Source organism: Xanthomonas sp. NCPPB 3200, assembly GCF_056393585.1.
In genome coordinates, this window is record NZ_CM150785.1 from 4619307 (window position 1) to 4643088 (window position 23782).

The 23782-nt window shown below is 66.4% G+C and carries 21 protein-coding genes; 6 read left to right on the forward strand and 15 right to left on the reverse strand.

From position 1 onward, the window contains the following. Positions 1-280: 280 nt before the first annotated feature. Complete coding sequence (polA, locus tag AC06DU_RS19985) at positions 281-3082, reverse strand: DNA polymerase I (RefSeq protein ID WP_184458364.1); 2802 nt, start codon at positions 3080-3082, stop codon at positions 281-283. Between the two features lie 77 nt (positions 3083-3159). Here polA and AC06DU_RS19990 point away from each other — a divergent pair, with 77 nt between their 5' ends. After that, the gene (locus AC06DU_RS19990) at positions 3160-3450 is read left to right on the forward strand and encodes a DUF2782 domain-containing protein (protein ID WP_478203072.1); all 291 of its coding nucleotides are present in this window, start codon (positions 3160-3162) and stop codon (positions 3448-3450) included. Between the two features lie 267 nt (positions 3451-3717). Here AC06DU_RS19990 and AC06DU_RS19995 read toward each other — a convergent pair whose 3' ends face one another. The 5 genes from AC06DU_RS19995 to AC06DU_RS20015 all read right to left on the reverse strand — a co-directional run bounded on the left by AC06DU_RS19995 (position 3718) and on the right by AC06DU_RS20015 (position 8720). Beyond that, entirely contained in the window at positions 3718-6246 is a 2529-nt protein-coding gene (locus tag AC06DU_RS19995; RefSeq protein ID WP_478203073.1) for a serine/threonine-protein kinase, read from the reverse strand. Further along, positions 6225-6764, reverse strand: a complete 540-nt coding sequence (gene ecfK, locus AC06DU_RS20000) for an ECF-type sigma factor EcfK (protein WP_046346102.1) — start codon at positions 6762-6764, stop codon at positions 6225-6227. The genes AC06DU_RS19995 and ecfK overlap by 22 nt, the downstream gene beginning before the upstream one ends. A gap of 145 nt (positions 6765-6909) precedes the next feature. After that, complete coding sequence (locus AC06DU_RS20005) at positions 6910-7044, reverse strand: DUF2147 domain-containing protein (protein WP_228960521.1); 135 nt, start codon at positions 7042-7044, stop codon at positions 6910-6912. A 259-nt stretch (positions 7045-7303) separates the two neighbouring features. Continuing rightward, positions 7304-7831 carry a hypothetical protein gene (locus tag AC06DU_RS20010; protein ID WP_104628246.1) on the reverse strand — a complete coding sequence of 176 codons (528 nt, stop codon included), beginning with the start codon at positions 7829-7831 and terminating at the stop codon, positions 7304-7306. Between the two features lie 463 nt (positions 7832-8294). Then, positions 8295-8720, reverse strand: a complete 426-nt coding sequence (locus tag AC06DU_RS20015; RefSeq protein WP_478203074.1) for a hypothetical protein — start codon at positions 8718-8720, stop codon at positions 8295-8297. Between AC06DU_RS20015 and AC06DU_RS20020 the strand changes: the two genes are divergently transcribed. Beyond that, the gene (locus AC06DU_RS20020) at positions 8713-8886 is read left to right on the forward strand and encodes a hypothetical protein (RefSeq protein ID WP_167709991.1); all 174 of its coding nucleotides are present in this window, start codon (positions 8713-8715) and stop codon (positions 8884-8886) included. The genes AC06DU_RS20015 and AC06DU_RS20020 overlap by 8 nt on opposite strands. A gap of 78 nt (positions 8887-8964) precedes the next feature. Here AC06DU_RS20020 and AC06DU_RS20025 read toward each other — a convergent pair whose 3' ends face one another. Then, positions 8965-10089, reverse strand: coding sequence for a patatin-like phospholipase family protein (locus tag AC06DU_RS20025; RefSeq protein WP_478203075.1), 1125 nt, complete (start codon positions 10087-10089; stop codon positions 8965-8967). A 428-nt stretch (positions 10090-10517) separates the two neighbouring features. On the opposite strand from AC06DU_RS20025, the gene tagK reads away from it, so the two are divergent. Further along, positions 10518-11150, forward strand: coding sequence for a transcriptional regulator TagK (tagK, locus tag AC06DU_RS20030; RefSeq protein ID WP_228911527.1), 633 nt, complete (start codon positions 10518-10520; stop codon positions 11148-11150). A 161-nt stretch (positions 11151-11311) separates the two neighbouring features. Here tagK and AC06DU_RS20035 read toward each other — a convergent pair whose 3' ends face one another. The 6 genes from AC06DU_RS20035 to AC06DU_RS20060 form a co-directional block, all read right to left on the reverse strand. Continuing rightward, the gene (locus AC06DU_RS20035; protein ID WP_016902734.1) at positions 11312-11758 is read right to left on the reverse strand and encodes a universal stress protein; all 447 of its coding nucleotides are present in this window, start codon (positions 11756-11758) and stop codon (positions 11312-11314) included. A 109-nt stretch (positions 11759-11867) separates the two neighbouring features. Beyond that, positions 11868-12449, reverse strand: a complete 582-nt coding sequence (locus AC06DU_RS20040) for a sugar O-acetyltransferase (RefSeq protein ID WP_126966205.1) — start codon at positions 12447-12449, stop codon at positions 11868-11870. A gap of 182 nt (positions 12450-12631) precedes the next feature. Next, positions 12632-14818: a DNA helicase II gene (gene uvrD / locus AC06DU_RS20045; RefSeq protein WP_024937552.1), complete on the reverse strand. Its 2187-nt coding sequence runs from the start codon at positions 14816-14818 to the stop codon at positions 12632-12634. Positions 14819-15201: 383 nt separating this feature from the next. Further along, complete coding sequence (locus AC06DU_RS20050; RefSeq protein WP_478203076.1) at positions 15202-16596, reverse strand: FAD/NAD(P)-binding protein; 1395 nt, start codon at positions 16594-16596, stop codon at positions 15202-15204. Positions 16597-16853: 257 nt separating this feature from the next. Next, complete coding sequence (gene cls, locus AC06DU_RS20055; RefSeq protein WP_047127774.1) at positions 16854-18272, reverse strand: cardiolipin synthase; 1419 nt, start codon at positions 18270-18272, stop codon at positions 16854-16856. A gap of 13 nt (positions 18273-18285) precedes the next feature. Continuing rightward, the gene (locus tag AC06DU_RS20060; RefSeq protein ID WP_104575778.1) at positions 18286-19596 is read right to left on the reverse strand and encodes a LysR family transcriptional regulator; all 1311 of its coding nucleotides are present in this window, start codon (positions 19594-19596) and stop codon (positions 18286-18288) included. Positions 19597-19697: 101 nt separating this feature from the next. Here AC06DU_RS20060 and AC06DU_RS20065 point away from each other — a divergent pair, with 101 nt between their 5' ends. The 3 genes from AC06DU_RS20065 (at position 19698) to AC06DU_RS20075 (ending at position 22806) form a co-directional block, all read left to right on the forward strand. Next, the gene (locus AC06DU_RS20065; protein ID WP_104575780.1) at positions 19698-20369 is read left to right on the forward strand and encodes a 4-carboxy-4-hydroxy-2-oxoadipate aldolase/oxaloacetate decarboxylase; all 672 of its coding nucleotides are present in this window, start codon (positions 19698-19700) and stop codon (positions 20367-20369) included. Next, a complete protein-coding gene (locus AC06DU_RS20070; RefSeq protein WP_104575781.1) occupies positions 20362-21417 on the forward strand; it encodes a 4-oxalomesaconate tautomerase in 1056 nt (351 codons plus the stop codon). The genes AC06DU_RS20065 and AC06DU_RS20070 overlap by 8 nt, the downstream gene beginning before the upstream one ends. A 366-nt stretch (positions 21418-21783) precedes the next feature. Further along, complete coding sequence (locus AC06DU_RS20075; protein WP_054591837.1) at positions 21784-22806, forward strand: amidohydrolase family protein; 1023 nt, start codon at positions 21784-21786, stop codon at positions 22804-22806. A gap of 415 nt (positions 22807-23221) precedes the next feature. Here the strand turns inward: AC06DU_RS20075 and rpmG are convergent, their stop codons facing one another. Continuing rightward, positions 23222-23389: a 50S ribosomal protein L33 gene (gene rpmG / locus AC06DU_RS20080; protein WP_002809462.1), complete on the reverse strand. Its 168-nt coding sequence runs from the start codon at positions 23387-23389 to the stop codon at positions 23222-23224. A gap of 13 nt (positions 23390-23402) precedes the next feature. Continuing rightward, complete coding sequence (gene rpmB, locus AC06DU_RS20085; protein WP_002809459.1) at positions 23403-23639, reverse strand: 50S ribosomal protein L28; 237 nt, start codon at positions 23637-23639, stop codon at positions 23403-23405. Positions 23640-23782 lie beyond the last annotated feature (143 nt).

The window sequence follows — 23782 nt, forward strand, 5'->3', positions numbered from 1 at the left end:
CGGAAATAAAAAGCCCCGCAGACCAGGGGGAGGTCGGCGGGGCCAGGGAACGGAAACTTGGGGAGTAGTTTCCGCTCCGAGATCTGCTCCAGGGGATGGGAGAGATCTGCCGACAGGCGTTGCGCCCGTCGAGGGATATAACACCATTTTCTACATTGATGGATCGTGAAGATAACTGTTAAAAATATGTAGAATTTAGCGGTTATTCATTCCATCGGCGCAGGCTCGATTCGTATTATGTCTGGTCTGTGCATTCAGCATATCTGCCTTATCTGCTGCGTCAGTGCGCCTCATCCCAGTTATCGCCAACGCCGGAATCGACCACTAGCGGCACGCGTAATTCGGCCGCGGCCGACATGCGCGTGGTCACTTCGCTCAGCAGCGTGTCGACGAAATCGGTCTCCGCTTCGAATACCAGTTCGTCGTGCACCTGCAGGATCATCAGCGCGCGCTCGGCATGGTCGGCGATCCAGCCGTCCACGCTGACCATGGCGCGCTTGATGATGTCGGCTGCGGTGCCCTGCATCGGTGCGTTGATGGCGGCGCGCTCGGCGCCGGCACGCTGGCCCTGGCTGCCGGCGTTGATGAAGTCCAGATACAGCCGGCGGCCGAACACCGTCTCCACGTAGCCCTTGTCACGTGCCTGCTGACGGGTGGTTTCCATGAAGTCGCGTACGCCCGGGTAACGGCTGAAGTACAGCGCGATGTAGTCCTGCGCCTCGCCGCGGCCGATGCCGAGCTGGCGGGCCAGACCAAACGCGCTCATGCCGTACATCAGGCCGAAGTTGATCGCCTTGGCGGCGCGGCGCTCGTCGGCGCTGACGGTGTCGATGGTGCGGCCGAACACCTCGGCGGCGGTGGCGCGGTGCACGTCGGCGCCGGACTCGAACGCACCGACCAGGCCGGGGTCGCCGGACAGGTGCGCCATGATGCGCAGCTCGATCTGCGAGTAATCGCAGGCGATCAGCTTGCGCCCGGCCGGGGCGACGAAGGCGCGGCGGATGCGGCGGCCGTCTTCGGTGCGGATCGGGATGTTCTGCAGGTTCGGATCGGACGAGGAAAGCCGCCCGGTGGCCGCGCCGGCCTGGTGGTAGCTGGTGTGCACGCGCCCGGACTGCGGGTGGATCATTTCCGGCAGCTTGTCGGTGTAAGTGCTGCGCAGCTTGGTCAGGCCGCGGTATTCCAGGATCACCCGCGGCAGCTCGTGCTGGTCGGCGATGGCTTCCAGCGCCTCTTCGTTGGTCGAAGGCTGGCCCTTGGGCGTCTTGACCACGGCGGGCAGCTTGAGCTCGTCGAACAGCAGCGCCTGCAGCTGCTTGGGCGAATCCAGGTTGAAGCTGCGCCCGGCCAGCTCGGTGGCCTTCTGCTGGGCGGCGAGCATGCGCTTGGACAGGTCCGCGCTCTGGCGGCGCAGTTCGGCCGCGTCCACGCACACGCCGTTGGCTTCGATGCGTGCCAGTACTTCCACCAGCGGCATCTCGATGTCGCGGTAGACCTGCTCCAGGCCCGGCTCGGCCGCCAGCCTGGGGCCGAGCACCTGGTGCAGGCGCAGGGTGATGTCGGCATCTTCGGCGGCGTAGCGGGTGGCGTCGTCCAGGCTGATCTGGGCAAACGGGATCTGCTTGGCGCCCTTGCCGCAGACGTCCTCGTACTTGACCGTGTCATAGCCCAGGTAGCGCTTGGCCAGGCTGTCCATATCATGGCGGGCGCTGCCGGAATTGAGCACGAAGCTCTCCAGCAAGGTGTCGTCGCTGTAGCCGGCCAGGGCGATGCCGTGGCGGCGCATCACGTGCAGGTCGTACTTGCCGTGCTGGCCGAGCTTGCGCACCGCAGGGTCGGTGAGCAGCGGCGCCAGCTGCGCCAGCGCCTGGGCACGGTCAAGCTGGGCCGGGGCGCCGGGGAAGTTGTGGCCGAACGGCAGATATGCCGCCTGGCCGGGCTCGGCGGCCACGCTCAGGCCGATCAGGTCGGCCTGCAGCGGGTCCAGGCTGTCGGTTTCGGTATCGAAGGCGAACTGGCCGGCGGCGCGCAGGCGCGCGATCCAGCTGTCGAGCTGTTCCTGGGTCAGGATGGTCTCGTACTGGCCGGGCGCCGACAACGCGGGGTCCAGGTCCACCGGGGCGCTGGCCGGGCCGGACACGAAGCCGGTGCCGCGCGCGCGGCCGGGTTCGGTGCGGGCGCTGGCTGCGGCGGCTCCCAACGGCATCGGTTCGGTCGACAGGCCCGCCTGGGCGGCTGCACCGCCGAGTTCGCGCAGCGCCTGGGTGAAGCCGTAGCGTGCGTACAGCACCGCCAGCGTTTCGGCGTTGGGCTCGCGCAGGTCCAGCGCGCGCGGGCCGCTGGCCAGGGTCACGTCGGTCTTGATGGTGACCAGTTCGCGGTTGAGCGGCAGCCGTGGCAACGCGGCGCGCAGGTTGTCGCCGATCTTGCCCTTGATCTTGTCGGCGTTGGCGATCACCCCATCGAGCGAGTCGTATTCGGCCAGCCATTTGGCGGCGGTCTTGGGGCCGCACTTCTCCACGCCGGGCACGTTGTCCACGGTGTCGCCCATTAGCGCCAGCAGGTCGACGATCTGGTCGGGGCGCACGCCGAACTTGGCGATCACCGCCTCGTCCGAATCCATGCGGCTGCCGCTCATGGTGTTGACCAGTTCGATGCCCGGGCGGACCAGCTGGGCAAAGTCCTTGTCGCCGGTGGAGATGGTCACGCTCAGGCCGTCGGCGGCGGCCTGCAGGGCCAGCGTGCCGATCACATCGTCGGCTTCCACGCCGTCGATGCGCAGGATGTCGATGCCCAGCGCATGCACGATGTCGCACATCGGCTGCACCTGCGCGCGCAGGTCGTCGGGCATCGACGGACGATTGGCCTTGTAGTCGGCATACAGATCGTCACGGAAGGTCTTGCCCGGCGCATCCACCACGAACGCGACATAGGCCGGGCGTTCCTTCAGGGTGGCGCGCAGCATGTTGACCACGCCGAACAAGGCACCGGTGGGCTCGCCCTGGGCATTGGTCAGCGGCGGAAGCGCGTGGAACGCGCGGTACAGGTAACTGGACCCGTCGATCAGGACTAATCTGCTCATGCGCCAATTCTACGCTGCACGCTCACGCCACACCGTGCCGGCGCATACTTGCCGACGACCTAGAACGGATGACGACGATGAAGAGAGCGAGTCTTTTGCTGCTGCCGTTACTGCTGCTCAGCGGCTGCGCCACCACCTCCGGCGGTACTGCCGGCGACGGTATCCCCGCCGGTGCCGATGTCACCAGCAAGACCATGGGCAACGGCGACAAGGTCGACGAGTACCGGGTCAACGGCCAGCTGGAAATGGTGCGGGTGACGCCTGCCCGCGGTGCGCCCTACTTCCTGTACGACCGCGATCACGACGGGCATACCGATGCGGAGAAGGACAAGGTCAATAAGGTGTATTGGAAGCTGTATAGCTGGTGATTCGGGATTCGGGATTCGGGATTCGGGATTCGGGATTCGGGATTCGGGATTCGGGATTCGGGATTCGGGATTCGGGAATCGGGAATCGGGAATCGTAGAGCGTAAGCCTGGCGGGTCTTGCGGCGCTGGTTTCGGTGACATCAGCCTAGTGCCGGGCGCGATGGCCGGCCGGTTTCGGTACGCCGCCGCATGGCGACAGGGATTGCCTGTGCTGTCGCCCTGCGGCAGCTGTCGGCCGGCGGTACTTGGCCGGCCCGATACTTCATCTCAGCGTTGCGCCACCGACTCCATGGTTTCTGCGCTGGAGGTTGCGGGAAGCGCCTTGGCCGGGGCGACCAGCGCCAAGGTCTGGCGTGCGGCGCGCAAGGGTTGTTCGGCATCGCCGTAGATGCCGGTCAGAATCTGCAATGCCTGCTGCGCGTGGTCGCGCGCGGCGGCCAGCTGGCCGAGCCTGCGCTCGGCTTCGGACAGGCCGCGCAGGATCTCGGCGGTCTGTGGATGCGCACGGCCCAGTATCCGCATGGACGACGCCAGCGACGCGCGCTGTTCGGCCAGCGAGGCATCCAGCTGACCACTGTCCAAGAGCCACAACGCATGGTTGCTGCGATAGCCGATGGTGGCCGGCGCATCGTCGCCGAACAGGGTGCGCGCGCGCTCCAGGACGGCGCGGTAATGCGGGCCGGCGTCGGCCAGCTTGCCCTGCTGCCGCAATGCGTGGGCCAGGTTGCTTTCCACCATCAAGGTGTCGGCGGCGTTGTCGCCGTAGAGCTTGCGGGTGAGGCGCAGCAACGAGGCCAGTTCGGTTTCGGCAGCGGCAAAGTCGCGTTGCATCAGCAGGAACACCGCCAGGCTGTTGCGCATCGACAGCACCAGCGGGTGCTCCGGCCCGCGCATGGCGATACGCTCGCGCAGCAGGCTGCGCTGCAGGGCGATCGCCGGCAGCAGCTGGCCGACGTCGGCCAGCAGGCCAGCATAGACATTGCCGGCATCGATGCGTTGATCGGCGGTGGTGGCGCCGTTGGCCAGCGCGGCGACATAGGCATGCCGGCTCTCTGCCATGGCATCGGCCATGCGGCCCTGGTCGCGCAACGCCCAGGCCAAGCGCGCGCGCATCTCGTTGCCCAGCGCCTGCTGTTCTGCATCGCCGCCTGCCGCCAGCGCGATGCTCTGGCGCAGCACGTGCTCGGACTCGCTGGCCTTGCCGGCGCCGGTCAGCGCCTGGCCAAGCATCGAGGCCGCTTTCAGGGCCGGCACGCTGGCCGCGCCCATGTGCTGCCGCGCCAAGGTCTGGGCGATGCGCAGATGCAGCACCGCCTGCGGATAGTCGCCCAGCGCGATCAGCGTGCGGCCCAGGGTCAGCTCCACGTGCGTACGAGCATCCGGCTGCTCGGCCAACTCACGCGCAGCACGCTGCGAGGCCTGCTGCAGCACACGCAGCATCAGCGTCTTGTCCAGATCCTGCGCAATGCCCGGGTCCACGCTGGACAGCACCGAACCCATGAAGTCGCCGGTGACCTGCGCGCGCTGCGCATCGCGCGCAGCGTGTTGCAGCGACCACAGTGTTGCACCCAGGCCGGCAACCAGCGCGATCGAAACAAGTGCAGCAGCCAGCACGCCGCTGCGATGGCGCTGGGTGAACTTGCGTAGCCGCAACCAGCCGCCGGCCTGCAACGCGCCTGGCGGATAACCATCCAGCCAACGGTGCAGATCCTCCAGCAAGGCCGACACCGACGCATAGCGCGCGCCCGGTTCCGGTGCCAGCGCGCGCAGCACGATCGCATCCAGGCCATCGCGCAGCTGATCCTGCAGCTTGCCGTGGCTGGTCGAACGGGCCGCGCAGATCCGCGCGCGCGCATCGGCCGGCACTGCCGCCACCCGCTGCGATGGCGGCTGCGGCACGCCGTCGCGGTCTGCCACCGGGGCCAGCCCGCAACTCAGTTCGTAGAACATCGCGCCCAGCGCATAGATGTCGCTGCGTGCGTCCACCTCCGGCGCGCCGCGCGCCTGTTCCGGGCTCATGTAGCCGGGCGTGCCGCGGCCATGCGCGGAGGTCATACCGGGGTTGGACGCATCGACGGCGATGCCGAAATCGATCACGCCCGGCATCGGTCGCCCGTCGACCGCGCTGACCAGCACGTTACTCGGTTTGAGATCGCGATGGATCACGCCTTTCTGGTGCGCGTGCTGCACCGCCTCGCCCACCCGCAGCATCAGCAGCACGCGCGCCTGCAGCGACAGCAGGTGCGCATCGCACCACCAGGTGATCGGCTCGCCGCGCAGATACTCCATCACCAGATACGGACGGCCGTGCGCATCGGTGCCCACGTCGTGGATCTGCGCGATCGCCGGGTGCACCATCTGCGCCAGCAGCCGGCATTCGAATTCGAACAAGGCCCGGCCCTGCGCATCCAGGGCCTCGGCGGCCACCAGCTTGATCGCCACCTCGCGCTCGTAGGCGCCGTCGGCGCGGTGGCCCAGATAGACCTGGCCCATGCCGCCGGCGCCGATCAGGCGGTCGATCGCCCAGGCACCAAAGCGCGTGCCGGCCGGCAGTTCCGGCAGCGGCGCGCGCAGTGCCGCGGCGGCCTGTTGCAACGGCGCACGCACGCGCAGCGTGGCCTGCGATTCCACCGCCAGCATCGCCAGCAACTCATCGCGCAGGACCGCATCGTCGCCGGCCTGCGCACGCGCGAATGCCTCGCGCGCCTCTACCGGCAGCTGACAGGCCTGATGGAACAAGGCCTCCAAGCGCTGCCAGGAGGTGGCGGCGCCGCTCACAGCTGCGCCGCCAGCCATACGCGCGCGAAGCGCAGATCGCGCTCCAGCGTCGGCACCGACACCTCCAGTTGCTCGGCCGCCTCGGCCACGCTGAAACCCACCAGCTCGGTCAGCGCGAAGGCCTTGGCCTTGCGCTCGTCCACGCGCGCCAGCTTGTCGAAGGCATCGGCGACCACCATCAAGGCCTCCGGCCGTGGCGTACCGTCGGACAGGCTGATCGTCAAGGTCACTGCCTGCCCCAGCCGCTTGGCGCTGGCATGGTGGCGCGCCAGATCCACCAGCAAATGGCGCATCTGCAGCGCCGCCACCGCATAGAAATGCGCGCGCGAGCGAAACGCCTGCTGGCCCTGCTCCAGCCGCATCCACGCCTCGTGCACCACCTCGGTCGCCTGCAGGCCGGCACGCACATCGCGCCGCAGCTCGCGCAACGCGGTGGCGCGCAGCACCTCGTAGACCTGCCGCGCCAATGCGTCGCCCGCGCCGGGCTCGTCGCGCTGCCAGGCCTGCAACAACTCGGTGATCGGCAGCTCGGACATCCGGTCCATCTCGCCTGCGTGGGAGCGCAGTATCCCGCATTGGCGACCGGGCAGGCACTTCAAAACCAAACGGTTTAGCTCGCCTGCCTGGTCCCCCGACCACGCGCGTCGGGCCGCCCGGGTCGGACAGCCACCACGGTGCGGGCTACCAGGTCGGCCCCTGACGGAAGAAGGCCACGCAGCCCGCCACCGTCAAGAAGCCATCCGCCCCATGCGTGAGCGTGGCATTGCCGGTCTTGCCGGATGCCGGGCCGTAGATCCTGCCTTTCCACAGAGCCACGCCATCCACCAGTTCGCTGCGGATAGCGTGCCTTCCATCGGGTTGTTGCGCTTGCCCGGATCCGGATTGACGATATCGCTCCTTGCGCTACAGGGTTTTGCTCCTCACGACCCGGTATTGCGCTCTTCCGGCAGCGTCTCCTGCGCTGCATGCCTTCCAGTCCTTCCCCGCTGATGGGAGAAGGCACTGGACCGTCACGGATCCAACAGTCCGCTTGATGTGCGGCATGTGAGCTCTGTAGATCCCCGCTCAAAGAAGACTAGCTCAAGTTCAATGTCGAACCTTCTGCACCGGCACGGAACTGCTGCGCGCCGCCGCCCACGGCGGTGTAGACGATGGCAAAACTCTTCTTGACGTTGGGATCTGGGTCCCCGCCGAACGTCGCGTTGCTCACCGGGATCGCTGTGCCGCCGTTGTTGAGCAGCCACTGGCAGATCGAGGTGACGTCGTAACCGTTGTTGCCGGTCCCGTACATTGCACGCACGACGGTAAAACTGGGGTTGCTAGGCACCGGAACGGGCGTACTGGCAGTAGGCGGATTAGGCACCAGATCGATCTGGCCATTTTCCGCACAACCGAGCGCAATGGGATTCCCATTGTTCAACGCCGGATTCTTGTAAAGAATCGCAAAGTTTTTGACTGTGCCCGGATCGGGGTCGGTCCCGAAGAAGGTATTGCTTGCGGTGATATCGTCATTGCCTGTATCGACGCTACTCTGGCATAGCTGGGTGACATCGACTCCTGCATTGCCGGTACCGTATACAGCGGAAAGGATCGTGATAGCCATGATAAGTGCCCTTTTTTCGGGGCTGGGAAGGCTGCCCCGACTCGCCTCTCGCCATGGGCTGCCGGTCACCCGGCACCCTGGCACACCATTGACGCAGCCTGCAGCGACCCTGGATGCGCAACTCCGCATTCTTCATCGGGTTTCCAGGACATCGTGACGCGGGTGGTGGCAACAGACGTGGGACTGACGCACAACGCACCCGGTTGCGGTCTAGCGGCTCCTGCAGTGGCAAACAACCCTGAGTCGCTGGACGCCGCAGTCGTGAATGTCGTCAGAGCATGCACGCCACTTGAGACGGCGCCTGCACTCATGCCGCTTCCAACCTCTGCCACGTTCGCTCGACATCAGGGAGCAGATGGACGCGCCCACCGAGACAGCATTTCAGGTCCTTGCCGGGATCGAGATGCATTGACGCCGGCCGCAATCGCGGCGTTGCGGCCGGCGCCTGGCCGACGTCCGGCAATCAGCTGCCTTTGATAAAGGCAATCGCCGGATCACTCGAGTTGTAGCGGACGTAGTGATCGCCGTTGCGATAGGTGTTGACCTGATAGCTATCGCCTGTCTTGTCGTAGAAATAGTAGTCGTAGTGCTCGGTGTTGCTGAAATACAGGATGTAGGCCCAGGTTCCGCCGTAGGCTCCGAGACTGTAGCGAGGAATCGCAGCAATCGATTTGACCTCTGCGGTGGTATCGGTCCAGTTGTTTCCGGTCAGCGGCCAAGCGACCGCAATGCCGAAATCTTTCTTCGCTTCTTCACCTGCAGCATCGGCTCGCACCGTCTCCTGGTTGCTGCCGCGAAACCCGACCTGATAGGGAATGCCCTTGTCACTGACGGCGTCGGTCCATTCGATGCCGGATTCATCCTGCAGATGTGGCGATGCAATGCTCATTCTTTTTCTCCTGGTGGCAAACCAACACAATGTGTTCCGGCTGGAACACAGCTACGACCTGGAAACGACGACGCTGGCGCGGCCAACGCGTCCGGATTCCGGGTCAACGCCGGGCCGGCACGCCACGCACGGCGAGCTGCCTGGTGGCTGCGGGCAAAACGATTGAATCCCGCGAGCGGGCTGCCGACGCGGCTGCACACACGGAAGCTCCACGCTGCGCGTGCGCATAGATCCGCTAGCCGCCCTATGTCCAGCGGCTGGCGACCCAGTCACGCGTCTGTTTCCAGGCATCTGTCTGCAGGTAAGCCTGGGTCTGGCTGGCCAGATCGGCGACATGCTTCCAGTCATCCAGTGCGTAGGGATGTTGCAGCTCGACATTGGCGCGCCTGAAGTTGCCGGCCAGCACCTGCTCGGCCTGGATGCTTGCAAGCTCGGCCGTCGCGTCCATGGTCAGATTCAGCAACGGCATGGCCGGGACCGGGCCGCTCGCCCAGGGATGCAGCCAGGACGTTGCGCCCCAGCCCAGCGGATTACCGATCGCGGCGGCCGGAATTCCTTGCGGGCTGCTGCCGGTTCCAAGCGACAGCAGCTGGATATCGCCGATGTTGGTCACCTGGCCGCTGGCGATGGCCTCGGCCACTGCGGTCATGGCCGGATTGTTGGCGAACACGCCGCCGTCGGCGAAGAAACCGTAATCCTCGTTCGTGCCGGCGATCCGATAAGGCGGGAAGTAGGTTGGCGCGGCAGACGTCGCCAATGCGGCATCGACCATGCTGATCTGCCTGTACGCATTGTTGGCGCCGTTGGAGAACGTGGCAGGCATCCAGTTTGCACTGCTCGCATCCCACAGGCGTGCGGCGTTGACGACGACGAGGCGCTGCGCTTGCGCAAGTTGCGTTGTACCCAAGAGACCGCTTGCGATCTGGATCAAGCCATCATTCTTGTACTGACTGCTGAAGAAGCCCGGCCCGCTGCCCAGTGCCGCATCCACCCCTTGCCGTTGCACCTGCGCATGTTGATCGAGCAACCACCCATTGGGTTCGAAAATGCTGGCGCCCTTGGTCATGTACATCTCGATGATCGTGCCGATCGGGACGTTTTTCACCAATGCCAGCGCAAGCAGGCCGCCAGTGGAAGTGCCGGCAAAGCAATTGGCGTGGCTGAGGATACTGCTGTGTTGATCCAGGTCCTGGATGAGGATCGCGGTGATCAGGCCGCGAATTCCGCCGCCATCGCAACTGATGATATTGAACGACATTGAAGTCTCCTGCAGAGCGGGCACTGGCTTGAAACGTGTGCGGCAAAGGCGCCAAGAACAAGCTGTCCGACTGCCCGTCCAGCGCGCGATACCGATGGCTGTCGGGATCAATCGCAGGTGTACGGAAGTGATTGCGACGGCTGTTGCGTCTACCGTTGCACCACCTTAGAAGCGGCTCCGCCCACCACCCGACAAATCGTCTCGCGACATCGAGCATGTGATCTGCGGCCGCTTTTGCTGCGGGTCGTCGGGCCGTGGTGCCCTCGGTATTCGCTTGGCGACCGGCATCGCGCTGCAGGACCTGTCCGTTCGACGCGGCGAATCAGTGCGACCCCACGCAACCCCGTGCCGGCCGTTGCCAGCCCAGATCTCGATGCGATGCCATTGGCTCCGCATCAGCCACCACACCGACGCGTAGGCCGGGCCAGGCGCTTCCAGTGTCGCGGTGCAGCGAGGAAAGGACCGGACGATCGATCTGGACTGCGGTCGATCGCACCAATGCGTGACGCAGCACCGGGTTCACGACAGGCAATGATGGGTTGGCGCCGCTTTTCTCGGTTGACCAGATGACAGGCCCCGGGGAGTGGGCCGCAGGCAGCACCCGCATGAGCAACACCAACTATTACGGCGCCATCGTCCCGCAGGCATCGGCATCGGTGCAGGCGCATGCGCCACTGATGAGCGGTCTGCTGGCCTACATCGAGCAGCACATCGGCGAGGCCGAGCTCGGTACCGAGTCCCTGCAGCAGGCGTTCGGGCTGTCGCGTGCGTCGTTGTACCGGCTGTTCCAGTCGCGCGGGGGCGTGGCCAGCTATATCCGCGAGCAGCGCCTGTACGCCGCGTACCGTTACCTGCAAGCCTACCCGGAGTGCAGCCTGACCTGGCTGCTATATGAGATGGGCTTTGCGTCGGAGCGGCAGTTCCAACGCTGTTTCCAGCAGCGTTTCGGCATGCCGCCGATGCACTGGCGCCGCCAGTGCCGCGCCGCGCCGCCGACGCATGCGCCACGCCGCGGACACTACATTCCGGTGGGGCGCTTCCTGCGCGAGCTCAACCAGCACGTACGCCGGGACGACGCGCCGGTGCGTGCCGGCCTGCCACCGGTGCGCCCCGCTCCCTTGCATACCGACGCGTTACGGCATCTTGCACGGCCGGCACCAATGGAAAACTGACCTCCAATCCGCAATCCGCAATCCGCGTAGGAGCGCGCCTGAGCGTGATGAGGCTTTATCGATAACGCCCCGTCGCGCTCAGGCGCGCTCCTACGGGAGATTGTGCGACTTGGAACGTAGGACGCCTTGCATCTGCTCTGGCGCAGCAAAACATCCACCGATCAGCGGATCACCAGCACCGGGATCGAACTGTGCGTCAGCACCTCCACCGTTTGGCTGCCGAGCAGCATGCGGCGCATGCCACGGCGTCCGTGCGAGGTCATGATGATCAGATCGCTGTTGCACTCCTTGGCGGTCTGCACGATGCCTTCGGCGGCGAAGCGGTCCAGCACGTGGCGCGACGTGGCCTTGATATTGGCCGCGGCCGCCAGCTCCAGCGCCGGGCGCAGGATCTTCTCTGCGGCAGCTTCGCGTTCCTTGCGGTACTCCGGACTTGCCTCGTAGCCCACGCTCCAGCCCATCGCGTCGTACATGCCCATCGCCCACGGCTCGGACACGGTGACGATATCCACCTTGGCACCAGTGGCCTTGGCCAATTCCAGGCCTTGGAACAAACCGCGATGCGACAACTCGGACGCATCGATGGCGATCAGGATACGTTTGTACATGGTGACCTCCTTGGATGACCGGCCTGGCTGCCGGCGCACTCAGCCTGACAGTGCGCTGCGGTACACGCATTGATGCGCATCAATGCGGCCACGCGGCGTGCTGCAACACTCAGTCGGTTGGCGCGGCATCGGCAGCGTCGCGGCTTGCGCGTACGCGCGCCGGATTGCCCAGCGCGATCGCGCCGGCCGGCACGTCGCGGGTGACCACCGCACCGGCGCCGATCACCGCGCCGTCGCCGATGCACACGCCCGGCAGGATGATCGCACCGCCACCGATCCACACGTTGCGCCCGATGCGGATCGGCCGCCCGAACTCCAGCCCGCTGGCGCGGCCTGCCGCGTCGCGCGGATGGTCGGCGGCATAGAACTGCACCGCAGGGCCCACCTGCGTGCCCTCGCCGATGCTGACCTCGCAGACATCCAGGATCACGCAATTGAAGTTGAGGAACACGCCCGCGCCCAGACGAATGTTGTAGCCGTAGTCGCAGTGGAACGGCGGGCGGATCACCGCGCCTTCGCCCACCTCGGCCAACCGCTCGACCAGCAGCGCGTGCCGTTGGGCGGGCGGCTGCGCGGCACAGGCGTTGTAGCGCGCCATCCAGTCGGCGGCTGCAGCCTGGTCGGCCTGCAATTCGTCATCGGCAGCGTTATAGAGCTCGCCTGCCAGCATCTTGTGTTTTTCGGTGCGCATCGGGCCGTGGATCTCTGGACGTTCGATTCGAACGCAAGGGTGTCACGGATGCCGCGGGGAATGCATCGGGCGATGCACCAATACTGGCCAGCGGCGTGTTGGCGACGAACACGCCGCCCCGGCCGGATCCGGGCGCGTAATCCCTGCCGCGCATTGCCCGGCGATGCGACGCGGTTGCCGGCCTACACCACCGTCAGATTGGCGTATGCCATCACCAGCCACTTGGCGCCGACGTCGTCGAATTGCACCTGCACGCGCGCATGTGCACCGGCGCCCTCGTAGTCCACGACAACGCCGCCGCCGAACTTGGGATGTTGGACATTGGCACCGAGCTTGATCGGTGCGGCTTCGACCACGCCATGCACCGGTCCGCCGCGGGCCGCGCCCAGCGAGGCGGTGCGCGAGACCTGCACTTTCGGGCGTACCTCGTGCAGCAATTCGCGCGGAATCTCGCGCAGGAAACGCGAGGGCACGTTGTAGTTGTCCTGGCCGTGGATGCGCCGCGATTCGGCGTAGCACAGCACCAGCTTCTGCCGCGCGCGGGTGATGCCCACATAGGCCAGCCGGCGCTCTTCTTCCAGCCGCCCGCTTTCTTCCAGCGAACGCGCGCTCGGGAACAGGCCATCTTCCAGGCCGACCAGGAACACGATGGGGAATTCCAGGCCCTTGGCCGAATGCAGCGTCATCAGCTGCACGCCTTCTTCGCCGGCCTGGGCCTGGCCTTCGCCGGCTTCCAGCGAGGCGTAGGCCAGGAAGGCCACCAGCTCGGTCATGCCCTGGCTGTCTTCATCGTCGGGGCGGGTGAAGCGCGAAGCCACCGACACCAGTTCGTCCAGGTTCTCGGTACGCGATTCCGAATCCAGCCCGCTGCGGCTTTCCTTGGCCCAATGCTCGCGCAGGCCCGAGCGCATCAACACATGGTCGATGCGTTCGGCCAGTTCCATGTCGCCGGTTTCGGCATGCAGCTGGCCGACCAGGCTCAGGAACGTGGCCAGCGCGTTGCGGGCGCGGGCGGCCAGGGTATTTTCCTGCGTGGACAGCATCGCCGCTTCCCATAGCGACAAGGCGTTGGCGCGTGCCAGGCGGCGCACTTCATCCAGCGTGCGATCGCCGATGCCGCGCGTGGGCGTATTGACCGCGCGCTCGAACGCGGCATCGTCGCTGCGGTTGGTAAGCAGGCGCAGGTACGCCAACGCATCCTTGATTTCGGCACGCTCGAAAAAGCGCATGCCGCCATACACACGGTACGGCAGCTGTTCGGAAATCAGCGCTTCTTCCAGCGCGCGCGACTGCGCGTTGCTGCGATACAGCACCGCCACTTCGCCATAACTGCCGCCGTCGCGCACCCACTGCCGCGCGCGCTCGACCACATAGCGCGCCTCGTCGACCTCGTTGTAGGCCGCATACAGGTCGATCGGATCGCCGTCGCCGGAATCGGTCCACAGCTGCTTGCCGATCCGGTCCGGGTTATGCGCGATGACCGCATTGGCCGCGCCCAGGATGTTGGCGCTGGAGCGGTAGTTCTGCTCCAGCCGCACGGTCTGCGCGCCGGGGAAATCCTTCAGGAAGCGCTGGACGTTCTCGACCTTGGCGCCGCGCCAGCCGTAGATGGCCTGGTCGTCGTCGCCGACCACGAACACATGGCCGGTCTCGCCGGCCAGCACGCGCACGAAGGCGTACTGGATGGCGTTGGTGTCTTGGAATTCGTCGACCAGGATCTCGCGGAAGCGCGCACGGTAATGCGCCAGCAAGGCCGGGGTGTCGCGCAGCAGTTCGTGCGCGCGCAGCAGCAACTCGGCGAAATCGAGCAGGCCGGAGCGGTCGCAACGTTCCTGGTAGGCCGCGTACACCTGCCGGCGCACCTCGGTCCAATCATCGTTGGGTTCGGGCTGGATATGCTGCGGACGGCGGCCTTCGTCCTTCTGCTCGTTGATCCACCAGCTCATCTGCTTGGGCGGATACTTGCCCTCGTCCAGCTCCAGCGCCTGCACCACGCGCTTGACCAGCCGCAGCTGGTCGTCGCTGTCCATGACCTGGAAGCCTTCCGGCAGCCGCGCATCCTGCCAGTGCAGGCGCAACAACCGATGCGCCAGCCCATGGAAGGTGCCGATCCACATCCCGCGGCTGCCGTTGCGCAGCTGCAGGTCGGTGCGGTGGCGCATTTCGCCTGCGGCCTTGTTGGTGAAGGTCACCGCAAAGATGCCGTGGTTGGGCACGCCCTGGACTTCGTTGAGCCAGGCAATGCGATGGATCAGCACGCGCGTCTTGCCGGAGCCGGCGCCGGCCAGCACGAGGTAATGCCCCGGCGGCGCGGAAACGGCCTCGCGCTGGGCGGGGTTTAAATGATCGAGCAAATGAGAGACATCCACCGCCGCATTTTACCGGTTGTGGCGTCGCTGCGGCTGAGATTGCGATGAAGCGGTTGGGAATGCGGGGTTTCGCACGCACCCTCATCCGCCCCTGCGGGGCACCTTCTCCCGGTGGGAGAGGGGAGTAAGCCCCTCTCCCGCGGGGCGAGAAGGCACCGCTTGCGCGCCATTGGCGCGCGTGCCTTGAAGCGCCCGCGCCAATGGCGCGGGCCGGGGCGCGCAGCGGGGGTTGGGGTGAGGGTACGGGGCGAAGCAGTCGGTGCATCACTTCCGAAGGCGCGTGGCGACGCGTTTGTCACTGCAGGCACTGGTGGAGGTCTGAGGCGCCCTCATCCGGCGCTACGCGCCGCCTTCTCCCGGCGGCAGAAGGGAAAAATGGCCACTCACCGCCCCAGCAATGCCAACAGATCCGGCGCAATCGCCGCTGCCTGCTCACGCAACTCCGGCACTGCCAGGCTCTCCCACAACGACCCGATCCGCAGGCTGCCGATCACCCGCAACCGCGGATTGGCGCGCCCCTCGGCGTCGATCAGACGGCCATCGGCAGCGGTATCCACCCCGATTCCATGCGACCCGGCCACCGCAATACCCTGCCCCAGCAGTTGCTGCAGCAGCGGGTTTCGCATCGCCTGCACGCGCATTTCCACGCCGGTGGCATTGACCAGCGTCTGCACATCCAGCTGCAATGCATGCCCGGCACGGGCAGCGCCCGCACTCACGCGCACGCATGCACCGACCTCAAACGCCACATCCAGCCGCGCGCGATGCAACTGCAGTTGCCCGCGCGCCTGCATCGCCTGCAACTGCGCATGCACCGGCCCGGCAACGCGATGGCGATGCACATCCCAATAGCGCACCACGTGGCGCAGGAAGCGGCGTTGGTCGGCAGCCGACAGCGTTTGCCACAGAGCCTGACTCAGCGGGCGCACACGCTCCATCACGCTCTGCCAGGGCAGGCCTTGCGCCATCGCCACCCGCGCATGCTGCCGCAAGCTGCGCATGCGCGCACGCAGCGACAGCGCCAGCAACGGCTGCGGATCGAAGTCCGCCGCAACGCAGTGCGCCTGCGGCAACGGCAGCAGCCCATGCCGCGACACCACGTGCACCGCCCCGCGATGCGCCTGCGCGGCCAGCGTCACCACCGTGTCGGCCATGCTCAGTCCCGAGCCGACGATGCACACCGCCGCGTCCTGCGGCAACGCGGCGACCGCCTCGGTATCCCAGGCTTCCACCCGCTGGGTTGCCGACAGGCCGGTGGCCCCGCGCAACGGCAACGGCCGCAACGCATTGCCTACCGCCAACACCACGCTGCTAGCGTGCAGGGTCTGGCCATCGTCGAGCTGCAACCGCGCGCCGTCGGCATCGGCTTGCAGCGTCTGCACGCGGGCGCTGTGCACGGTGAGCGTCGCCGAGCTCTGCACACGCGCGGCCTGCAGGCGTTCGCGCAGGTAGGGCGCGTAGTGTCGGCGCCCGACGAAAGCCTGCGGCAGCCGTGCGTCTTCCAGCTCCGGGCAGCAGGCGTGCGCACGCAGGTAATCGACGAAATCCTGCGGCGCCTCCACCAGCGCACTCATCCGCGCGGCGGGCACATTGAGCAGATGTTCGGGACGCGCGGTGGAGTACGCCACGCCCTCGCCCAGCACCGGGTGCGGCTCGATCAGCACGATCTGCACCGGTGCCACGGCCTGACGCAACAGCTGCAGCGCCACCAGCACCCCGGATGCGCCACCGCCAACGATGGCGATCACTGCATCGCCGGGATCACGCAATTCATTCATCCGGCAATTGTAGGCGATGCGTCGCGTCGCACCGATGACAGCGGCCATGCCCGCCGCGATGGCCGGGATCGCCCCGCGCGTACGTGCCGACGCGACGCACCCGTCCAACAAAGCGGTCGCCTGAGGTGTCCATTCGAGCGCGGGCGCGTGTCCATGCTGCGCGATCTTGCCGCCCCAGACGCGCGCCCCGCTTCACCTGCCCCCGCAGGCACCCCTGCGCCACAACGGGCACTGCGCGCGCATGGACCGCACCCGCACTACATCAACGCATCGGCCAGCCGCGCAATGCCCTCGCGGCTGCGGCGCCAGGCCGGGCGCGTGCGCCACTGCTCCAGCTCCAGCTGGCGTGCGTTGGCCAGGTAATCCTGCTCGATCGCACGCAGCCGCTGCACCACGCCCTGGTCGTAGCAGAGCATGCCGATCTCGGCATTGAGCGCGAACGAGCGGATGTCCAGGTTGATCGAGCCGACCAGCGCGATGTCCTCGTCCATGCTCAGGTGCTTGGCATGCAGGAAGTGCGGGCGATACAGCGCGATCTTGACCCCGCAACGCAGCAGCTCCTCGAAATACGCCTCCTGCGCCCAGGCCGCCAGGATCTGGTTGTTGCTCTCCGACAGGATCAGCTGCACATCCACGCCCGACACCGCGGCAATGCGCAAGGCACTGAGCAAGGCTTCGTCGGGGACGAAATACGGTGTCACCAGCACCACCTTGCGCCGCGCCAGATGGATCACCGCGTTGATCGCATCGCGCGCATTCTCGAACGGATACGCCGGCCCGCTGGGCAGCAGCTGCGTGGCGATGTTGGCCTCGCACACCGGCGCGTCCGGCCATACGTCCAGGCGCTGCCCGGTTTCGGTGAACCAGTCGCTGGCGAACACCGCTTCCAGATGATTGACCACCGGCCCGCGCACGCGCGCCACCAGCTCGCGATTGGGCACCCCATCGATGAACCCGGCCTCGGCCAGGTTCTGCGAGCCGACAAAGCCCACCTGATTGTCGATCACCGCAATCTTGCGGTGGTTGCGCAGATCCATGCGCCCGCTGCGGCGCCAGCGCAGGCCACCGGGCAACACCGCCAGCACCTCCACCCCGCCAGCCTGCAGCTGCTTGCGGTAATGGCGCAGACCGCGCTTGGCGCCCACCGCATCCAGCAGCACGCGGCAGCGCACGCCGCGCGCACTGGCGCGCAGCAGCGCGGCGACCACAGCGTCGCCCACCGCATCGTCGAACATCAGGTAATACAGCAGATGCACGCGCTTTTCCGCCATGTCGATCGCGGTGATCAAGGCCTGCAGCGACTGCGTGTAGTCGTCCAGCAAGTCCACCGCATTGCCCAGCGTGGGCATGAAATCGCCCTGGCGTTCGATCAGTGGCACCACCTCGGCGCTGCTGGTGTCCGCCTGCGGGGTCCAGCGCAAGGCATGCAGCGGCAGTTGCTGCTCGCGGATCACCTGCGAGGCAGTGGCCTGGCGTTCCACCCGCACCCGCGATAGCCACGGATGCCCGAACAGCAGATACAGCGGCAGGCCGACTACCGGCACGAAGCCGATCAGCAGCAACCAGCTGCGTGCCGCACCCGGCGTGGTGCGGGCCGGAATCCACAACAGCGCGGCCAGGCGAATCGCCCAGTCCAGTGCCAACAGCCAGGTCCCTTGCAACCAGTCAGGCAGCATCAGCGATCCGTTCTCAAGAAGGCTCCGATTCTGACCGCCCGGTGCGTGAACGCAACGGGGCGGGCGCGTCGATCGGCGCGCAATAGCGAAACGGCCCGCCCTGCGCATCGGCCGGCTGCACGCGCTCGGCACAGACCTGCCGCAGCGTTTGCACGAATGCGGACTGCGCGCGGGTGGGATGCCAGTCGCTGCGCAGCGTCATGCCGATCTGGCGGCGCAGCTGCGGCCCGGCGCGGCCGACCTCGCACAGCAAGCCGGCGCGGCGCTCGAACAGGAACTGGTCGCGCGACATCAGCGTGAGCCAGTCGCCTTCCAGCAGCAGCCCGCGGATGGTCAGCTCCGCGCCGCATTCGATGCGCAGCGCCGGTGGCTCGATCCGCTGATCGCGAAACATCTGCTCCCAGCGTGCGCGCACCGGCGTGCCGATGGTGGCGATCACCCAGGGATAGTCCAGCAACTGCGCGAACGCGTAGGCGCGCCCGGCCAGCGGATGCCCGCTGCGCGCCACGATCACCGGCTCGTCGTCGAACAATGGCTCCTGCAGCACATCGCGCACCGGCAACGGCTCGCGCAGCGCACCGATCAGCAGGTCCAGCCCGCCCTCGCGCAGATGCGCCAGCAATTCGTCATACGGGCCTTCGACCACGTTGACGCTGGCACCGGGATGCGCGCGCGCAAACCGCGCCAGTACCTGCGGCAGCAGGATCGCCCGCGCCAGCGGCATCACCCCCAGTGCGATCCGGCCGGCGTGCTGCGAGCGCAACGCGCTCACTTCGTCCAGGCCGGCACGCAATTCGGCCAGCGCCAGGCGCACCTGCCGCAGCAGCCGCGTGGCCGCTGGCGTGGCCTGCATGGTCTTGCCGCGGCGCACCGTCAGCGGTACCTCGATCACATCGGCCAGCGACTGCACCGCGCGGTAGATCGCCGGTTGCGAGACCCCGGCGCGCGCCGCCGCCAGCGAATAACTCCCGGCCACATCCACCGCGACCAGCGCCTGCAGCTGCCCCAGCGAGACCCGTCGCTCCAGGCCGGGCCGGGCCGGCAGCCGCAACGCCCGCCGCGCCACCCGGATGCCGCGACCCAGTTGCTCCAACGCCCGCGCGATGCGCGGCACCAGCAACTGCGTGGCCTCGGTGGCGACCATGCCGCCCGGATGCCGTTCGAACAGGCGCACGCCGAGCTGCTGTTCCAGCCGCGCGACCGCCTGGGTCAATGCCGGTTGCGACAGGTTCACCTGCGGCGCCGCCGCGCTGATGCTGCCCAACCGGTGCACCACCACCAGGGCGTAGAGATGGCGAAGGTTCGGCTCGGGAGTCGGCGGCATGCTCTAACTATAAGCAAAACCAATATGCATACCTCAAATGAATCTTGAGCCAGCAGGCACTCGCCGCACAGACTCGGTACACGCCTAACGAGGATGGATGGATGAGCCAGGTCGTCACCCGGATCGCGCGCGCCCCGTTGGCCGTCGTCGATGGGCTTGCGCAGGCCGGCGTGGCCACCGTGCACGAGGCGCAGGGGCGCAGCGGCCTGCTGCACCATCGCCTGCGCCCGATCTATGCCGGCTGCCGCATCGCCGGCACCGCCGTCACCGTGTCGATCCCGCCCGGCGACAACTGGATGATGCATGTGGCCATCGAGCAACTGCATCCCGGCGATGTGCTGGTGGTCGCCCCCACCAGCGCCTGCTGCGATGGCTATTTCGGCGACCTGCTCGCCACCTCGGCGCAGGCGCGCGGCTGCCGCGGGCTGATCATCGATGCCGGGGTACGCGATGTGCGCGACCTCACGGCGATGCAGTTCCCGGCCTGGAGCCGCGCCATCTGCGCGCAGGGCACCATCAAGGAGACGCTGGGGTCGGTCAATGTGCCGCTGGTCTGCGCCGACGCACTGGTGCAGCCGGGCGATGTGGTGGTGGCCGACGACGATGGCGTGTGCGTGGTGCCGCGCGCCAGCGCCGCCGCGGTGCTGGCCGAAGCGCAGGCACGCGAAGCGCGCGAACTGCGCAAACGCGAGCGCCTGGCACGTGGCGAACTGGGCCTGGACATCTACGCCATGCGCGAGCGGCTGGCGGCCAAGGGCCTGCGCTATGTCTGAGCACGTCCGCGCGATGTGGATGCGCGGCGGTACCTCCAAGGGCGGCTTTTTCCTGGCCGACGAGTTGCCGGGCGAACGCGCCGCACGCGATGCCTTCCTGCTGCGCGCCTACGGCTCGCCGGATGTCAGCCAGATCGACGGCATGGGCGGCGCCGACCCGCTGACCTCCAAGGTCGCGATCGTGTCGCGCTCGGCACGCGCCGATGCCGACGTGGACTATCTGTTCCTGCAGGTGTCGGTGGACCAGGCACAGGTCAGCGACGCGCAGAACTGCGGCAACATGCTGGCCGGCGTTGCCCCCTTCGCGTTGGAGCGGGGCTTGTTGCCGGCACGCGATGGCGAAACCGAGGTGCGCATCTTCATGCGCAACACCGGCACGCTGGCCACCGCCAGCGTGCAGACGCCCGGTGGCCAGGTGCGCTACGACGGCGACGCCCGCATCGACGGCGTGCCCGGCACCGCTGCGCCGATTGCGCTGGCATTTGCCGACATCGCCGGCTCTTCCTGTGGTGCGTTGCTGCCCACCGGCAATAGCGTCGATATCCTGGATGGCGTGGAGGTCACGCTGATCGACAACGGCATGCCCTGCGTGGTGCTGCGCGCCAGCGATCTGGGCATCAGCGGTTACGAAGACCGCAACACCCTCGATGCAGATGAAGCACTGAAAACCCGCCTGGAATCGCTTCGCTTGCAGGCCGGCCCGTTGATGCAGCTGGGCGATGTTGCCGACGCCACCGTGCCCAAGATGATGCTGGTCGCCGCCCCGCGCCATGGCGGCGCGATCAGCGTGCGCTCGTTCATTCCGCACCGCTGCCACGCCTCGATCGGCGTGCTCGGCGCCGTCACCGTGGCCACTGCCTGCCTGCTGCCCGGCTCGCCCGCGCATGCCCTGGCGCAGCTGCCTGGCGGCACCACCCAGCAGCTGGAGGTCGAGCATCCCAGCGGCGCGAGCAGTTGCGTCATTACGCTGGATGCGCACGGTAAGGTGGTGCGCGCTGCAGTGCTACGTACCGCACGCAAGTTGTTCGATGGTGAGCTGTTTGCTTGAGTACGGCCGCCAGCATACGATGCGGCAGTCGGCATCACGCTGGCCTGAACCCGGGTCGTCGACGCGTGGTTTGCTGCATCCTGCAGTCTACGCATCTGCTACTACCGTCCGCGCGCCGCGCGTTTTCCACCCACTCGAGCAACGCAACTGGCTTTTTGGGCCACTGGCCGGATATCAGCGCGGCATTCCGGTTCGCTCGGGTGCGATGCGTTGCTTCGCCGACAACTGCACACCGATGGCAATGCATACGCGCAGCTGCATGGCTGCCCAATCCATGCATCTGAATCCAGATGTCCGCCCACATGCGCACTGCACATCTTTCGGTCGGATGCGCAGCGCGCTCTGCGCACCTTAATGAGCATTCCCATGATCATCGACTGCCACGGCCACTACACCACCGCGCCCGCGGCGCACGATGCTTTCCGCAAGGCGCAGATCGCGCAGTACGACGACCCGAGTTTGCCCGCGCCGGTGTATCCGCATATTTCCGACGACGCATTGCGCGAAAGCATCGAACAGCATCAGCTGCGCCTGTTGCGCGAGCGCGGTGCCGACATGACAATTTTCTCGCCACGCGCCAGCACCATGGCGCACCATATCGGCGACGAAGCAGTCAGTCAGGTGTGGACGCGCCACTGCAACGACCTGATCGCGCGCGTGGTGCAGCTGTATCCGCAGACCTTCATCGGCGTGTGTCAGTTGCCGCAGTCGCCGGGCGTGCCGATCGCCCAGTCGATCGCCGAGCTGGAACGTTGCGTCAGCGAACTCGGGTTTGTTGGCTGCAATCTCAATCCCGACCCGTCCGGCGGGCACTGGAACGGCGTGCCATTGACCGATCGCGCCTGGTATCCGTTCTTCGAAAAGATGGTCGAGCTCGACGTGCCCGCGATGGTGCATGTGTCGGGCAGCTGCAACGCCAACTTCCACGCCACCGGCGCGCATTATCTCAATGCCGATACCACCGCGTTCATGCAGTTTCTCCAAGGCGATCTGTTCGCTGATTTCCCGGACTTGCGCTTCATCATCCCGCACGGCGGCGGCGCGGTGCCGTATCACTGGGGCCGCTTTCGCGGCCTGGCCGACATGCTCGGCAAGCCACCGCTGTCCACGCATGTGATGCGCAATGTGTTCTTCGACACCTGCGTGTATCACCAGCCCGGCATCGATCTGCTGTTCGAGGTCATCGACATCGACAACATCTTGTTCGGCTCGGAGATGGTCGGCGCGGTGCGCGGCATCGACCCGCAGACCGGCCAGTATTTCGACGACACCAAGCGCTACATCGATGCCTTGGCGATTTCCGACGCCGACAAGCGCAAGGTATTCGAAGGCAATGCGCGCCGGGTGTATCCACGCCTGGATGCGCAATTGCGTGCGCGGGGGCTGTAACTCTTTCTTATCTGCCGGAGAAGCTGCCCCGCCGCGGCGGATGAGGGGCGCCTCGGAGAACGGTCACCGTCTGCGATGTCAAACGCGTCGCCACGCGCCTTCAGAAGTGAAACGCCGGCTGCTTCGCCTCGAACTGCCAGCGACTAACGGTGCGTGCAATCGGAAGAACGACGTCTCGCTCCCTTCTCCCATCGGGAGAAGGTGCCCCGCAGGGGCGGGTGAGTGTGCGTGCGAAGCCTCTGGTACTCCAACCACTGCGAGTGGCTTCGCCCCGTACCCACCCCTACCCCTCTCCCGAAGGGAAAGGGGAGTGCACGCCGACCATTGTTGCGATCACCCCCCGCAACACTCCCCAAACGCAAACACCCGCCTTGCGGCGGGTGTTTGCTTGGATGCAGATCGGGTAATCGGTGGATTACTTGATCTTGCCTTCCTTGTACATCACGTGCTTACGCACGACCGGGTCGTATTTCATCATTTCCATCTTCCCCGGAGTGTTCTTCTTGTTCTTGTCCGTGGTGTAGAAGTGGCCGGTAGCGGCCGAGGAAATCATACGAATCTTGTCACGCTTGCCTTTTGCCATGACTGCTTACTCCTCAGACCTTTTCGCCGCGCGCACGCAGCTCTTTCAGAACGGCATCAATCCCGTTCTTGTCGATGGTGCGCAATGCATGCGCGGAGACACGGAGCTTCACCCAACGGTTCTCGCTGGCGACCCAGAAGCGGCGCTCATGCAGGTTGGGCAGGAAGCGACGACGGGTTCTGTTGTTTGCGTGGGAGACGTTGTTACCCGTCTGCACACGCTTGCCGGACACTTGGCATACGCGGGACATTACGCACCTCGATAAATGAATTGCCACCCATAGCCTGGGGAGCGGCGGCCCCGACAGCGTCAAGCTGCCACGCAACGTTGGGAATCAAGTACTTACGCTGGGAACAAGCCGGCAACCCCATCGCGCTGGGTACCGCCATCCGG